Annotated in this window: 5 protein-coding genes; 2 read left to right on the top strand and 3 right to left on the bottom strand. The window is 67.6% G+C overall.

The window, feature by feature from the left end; all coding sequences use genetic code 11:
* Positions 1–32: 32 nt before the first annotated feature.
* Positions 33–332 carry a helix-turn-helix domain-containing protein gene (locus SFU54_RS05720; RefSeq protein ID WP_319015334.1) on the top strand — a complete coding sequence of 100 codons (300 nt, stop codon included), beginning with the start codon at positions 33–35 and terminating at the stop codon, positions 330–332.
* Positions 329–1,603 (top strand): type II toxin-antitoxin system HipA family toxin, encoded by a 1,275-nt coding sequence (locus SFU54_RS05715; RefSeq protein WP_319015333.1) that lies wholly within the window; start codon positions 329–331, stop codon positions 1,601–1,603. Before SFU54_RS05720 ends, SFU54_RS05715 begins: the two co-directional genes overlap by 4 nt.
* Before the next feature lie 46 nt (positions 1,604–1,649).
* Here the strand turns inward: SFU54_RS05715 and SFU54_RS05710 are convergent, their stop codons facing one another.
* The 3 genes from SFU54_RS05710 to SFU54_RS05700 all read right to left on the bottom strand — a co-directional run.
* Positions 1,650–2,054 carry a prepilin-type N-terminal cleavage/methylation domain-containing protein gene (locus SFU54_RS05710; RefSeq protein ID WP_319015332.1) on the bottom strand — a complete coding sequence of 135 codons (405 nt, stop codon included), beginning with the start codon at positions 2,052–2,054 and terminating at the stop codon, positions 1,650–1,652.
* Positions 2,055–2,189: 135 nt separating this feature from the next.
* Positions 2,190–3,308 (bottom strand): hypothetical protein, encoded by a 1,119-nt coding sequence (locus SFU54_RS05705; RefSeq protein WP_319015331.1) that lies wholly within the window; start codon positions 3,306–3,308, stop codon positions 2,190–2,192.
* Positions 3,309–3,379: 71 nt separating this feature from the next.
* On the bottom strand, positions 3,380–4,200 hold an 821-nt coding region (locus SFU54_RS05700), incomplete at its 5' end, for a M48 family metallopeptidase (RefSeq protein ID WP_319015330.1).

Raw genomic sequence — 4,200 nt, 5'->3', positions numbered from 1 at the left:
TATTCTGACAGCTATACCTGCCAGGAGGCGACGTGGTTCAGCGAGCATCCGCACGACAACAGCGACTGCTGCGTGAGTTTGGCGCGCACGTGCGCACCTGGCGAAAGCTCAACGGGGTATCGGCCACCGACCTCGCAGCGCGGGCGTTCGTCACGCGTGAGACGTTGCGGCATATCGAAAACGGCACGGGGTCGCCGCGGCTCGAGTCCGTGATAGCCGTGCTGACCGCACTAGGCATTGCTGACACCGTCGTGACGTCGGCCGACCCCTATCGGTCAGAGGCAGGGCGAGCACGGCTCGACGCGATCATCGCGGGCGGCGGTGCCCCATGAACCGCGTCGAGGTCTATCTCGATGGCATTGCTGATACCCCCGTGCATGCCGGAACGCTGGAAGCATCATTCGCAGGCGGGCGCTCACTGGCGTCGTCATCGTTTCAATATGCGGCCAGCTACCTCGCGCACCCCGGCCGTTATGCGCTCTCGCCCGACCTGCCGCTGACGACCGGCCGCCTCTACACTGACGAATCGCGCGCGCAGTTCGGGGCATTTGTCGATGCGGCCCCCGATGAGTGGGGGCGAAAGATTGTCGAAGCCAACCACGCCCGGCGTCGCGCGGCCGACCCGTCGCTCTCGGCACGGCTCGGCCCCTTCGAGCTGCTGGTGGGGGTCGCCGACCACACGCGCATGGGGGCGCTGCGGTTGTGTGCGGGTGACCCGAGTGTGCATCCGTGGCTCTCTGATGACCATGGCGTCGCGGCACTGCATGACCTTGAGAGGGTGATCGAGGTGGCCCGTCGGTACGACGCGAACGAAGCGACTGACGATGACATCGCCTACCTGTCTGACGTTGCCACGAGCCCCGGGGGTGCCCGCCCGAAAGCCAACGTGATCGCAGCTGACGGCACGCTCGCGATCGCGAAGTTGCCGCACTCGAAAGACGGCTCTATCGACGTGGAGGCGTGGGAGGCTATTGCGCTCACGATCGCCGCACGCGCGGGTCTTGATGTGCCGCGATTCGACCGTATTGCGGCGGGAGCGCGCGCGTCGGTGCTCATCACGCATCGCTTTGATCGAACGCGCGATGGTCAGCGCGTCGGTTACCTGTCGGCCGCGAGCGCCATGAGCATTGGCGAGCACGACAGCCGCTCGGTGAGCTACGTCGATTTTGCGGATGCTCTTGCCGAGCTCAGCGAAAACCCGGCAGCCGACCTGCGCGAGCTCTACGGCCGCATCGCCCTCACGGTGCTGATCAACAACGTCGACGACCATTGGCGCAACCATGCTGTTCTGCGAGGCCGAACCGCATGGCGGCTCGCGCCGGTGTTCGATCTCAACCCATCGCGAACGCGCGGTGTCATCACCTCACGGCCGATTAGTGCCGACGATGACCCGCGTGATCGCCACTTGCGCCACCTGGTCGCCATCGCCGATGCTTTCGCGCTCTCGCATGCCGAGGCCACCGCGATCGTTCGCGGCGTGGGCCAGCAGGTTGCTCGTTGGCGAGATGTGGCTCGCGAGCTCGACCTCGACATCGGCCAAATCGAGGCGATGGCCCCGGCGTTTAGCGAGGCACAACTCGCCTTCGCGCTCGACGTGCGCTGACCTACGGCAGCACGGTGGCAACCACCTCGGCGGCGAAGGGTGCGACCTAATCGACGGTGCAGGTGCCCGGTGTCGGTGCTGCGTTCTCGGTGACGAAATAGGTGGTCGCGGCGTCTGACGTGACCTGGGCGCAGAATCCATTGAGGGTCAGGGTGATCACCGGTGCCGCGGCCGTCGACTGGCCGAAGCCGTATGAAGTGAGCACAGCGAGATCGCTGGTGTAGGCGCCGTCATTCGGCACGGAGTAGCTGATCATGGCGAGGCGCAGATTGGCGAGATCGGCGATGGCAGCACTGTCGCGCGCCGGTTTCTGTTGTGCGAGGAAAGTCGCAACAGCAATTGCGGCGAGAATGCCGATGATGACGATGACCACCACCAGTTCGATCAGCGAGAATCCCTGATCGTCTGCGGGCCGGCGAGTGGGCGGTGCACTGCGGTGGGTGGTGGGCATCGGTTCCTCATCGCGGGGCTATCGGGTTTCGACCAACGGTGACGGAGCCGCACAGGGCGACGGCGAACCTGGTGTTCTCTCAGCATGACGCACACGGGGTGCGGGTAGCACCCCCTGTCGTGGGGTCAGGGCCCCCTACGGCAGAACGTTGGCGACAACCTCGGCGGCGATGGCCTGGGCCGCCGCCCGCTGGTCGAAGGCTCCGCCAAAGTCGTCTTCCGAGAGGTAGAGCTCGACCCACGTGCGGCCGATCACCATATCGACGACGCACCAGGCGTCGCCGGCTCCGCAGCGAATCCAGGCCTCGTCATCGGCGCCGAGTCCGGCCACAGTGATGGGGGTCGAGCCGACGATCGGCTGGGCCTCGGCCCACGCCCACTCACCGCCGCGCAGCACGTCGAGGCTGCCGATGCCGGCATCAGCATCCGCGTAGGCAAGAAAGCACGAGGGGGAGTCGTCGATGACCTCGGCGCCGGCCCAGAGACTCCAGCCGCCGCCGTAGCGCGCGATCGACTCGACGGGCACCGATACGCCCGTGATGGCCTGCAGGCTTGCGCCGCTGATGTACGCGCCGCAGTCGTCGGGCAGGGGGAGGGTGTCGGCCGGAGGAGTCCAGACGGCGGCGCCCGCACCGGCGCCCGTCACCGCGGCGGCGACAGCGTTGGCGAGCGCGGCACCGGCGGCCTCGGTGACGGCCCCATCGAGGGCCACGTCGACCCAGCGGTTCGCGACCAGGGCATCGAGCTGGCACGCGGCTCGGCCTGACGAGGTGTAGCACGACGGCGTGCCCGCTGCGGCGGCGCCGTAGTAGTCGACGTAGCGGTCCCACTGAGCGCCCGGCTCGGGCAGCACGAGCACGCGCACACCCGTGTAGGCGGGGTTGCCGCCGCGCACGCGGCTCTGCGGCGCACCATTGCTGAACTCACACACGAGGCCACCCACGCTTCGCACGACATACTCTTCGGGCCGTGACGGATGCGCGCCATACTCCGTCTGAGCGCGCGATACCGACGAAACCGGGGTAGCGAAGGTCGCCGCCAGGGGTAGCGCCGCGGCGAGCTGGTCACACGTGAGGTCGATGCGCGGAGCGGGGGCGCTGACCACCTCCTCCGTCGGCGTGGGGGTTGGCGTGGCCGACTCGGCCGTCGGCGACGCCACGGGAGTCGGCGCGGGCGGGGTGCAGCCCGTGAGCATGAGCAAGGTGGCGCCAGCGACAACGGCGAAAGCACGCCAGGGGTGGGTGTGCATGGTCATGACCTTTCGACGTTGGGGAAGACGCTTGAGGTTGACACAGGGTTGCTTTTCGCGCCACCACGAGATTCGCCCTAGAAGCTGAGCCCCATGTGCTGAAGGCGCTCGACCCGCTCGGCGACAGGCGGGTGCGAGCCGAGCCACTGCGCGAGCACGCCCTCGCCGATGGTGTTGACGAAGAACAGCCCGCGCACTTCGAACGACGCGGCTTTCACGGTGTTCGGCTGCGCCTGAATCTTCTCGAGCGCGCGAATGAGCCCGTCTGGATGCCGCGTGAGTTCAACGCCACTCGCGTCAGCGAGAAACTCGCGGCGACGCGAGACGGCCGCACTGATCAGCGGGCCGAGCACAAAGGCCACGGCCGCGAAGGCGGTGCCGAGCACGATCATCAGAAGGCCCAGCATCCCGAGAATGAGCCCCAGGCCAAACTTGAACTCTGACAGCACCGACTGCACGAGCGACCAGCCGAGCACGAGCAGCATGCCGGCGATCGAGGCGATCGAGCCGACGAGCGCGAACGTCGTGAGGGTCACGCGACCGTCGTAGTTGACGATGTGCGCGATCTCGTGGGCGACGACGGCCTCGAGCTCGGTGTCGTCAAGCAGGTCGAGGGCGCCGGTCGTGACACCGATCACCGCGTTCTTGGGGCTCAGCGACGCGGCAAAGGCGTTGGGGGCAGGGTCGTCGATCACCCCGACCTTGGGCATCGGGATGCCCGCCCGCAACGCCGTCGTTTCCACCACGCGATGCAGCCGCGGGTGCTGCTCGGCATCCACTGCCGCCCACCCGGCGGTGTTCGCGGCCGACGTCGTGGCCGAGCTCAGCGCCCACCACACGTAGAGCGGGCAGAAGATCAGCAGCAGCCAGAACGGCCACACCTCGCCGACCACCCACG

This window comes from Microcella sp., assembly GCF_033763155.1.
GTDB lineage: Bacteria > Actinomycetota > Actinomycetes > Actinomycetales > Microbacteriaceae > Microcella.
The sequence above is the reverse complement of the archived record's forward strand: the minus strand, read 5'-3'. Positions and strand labels throughout refer to the sequence as shown.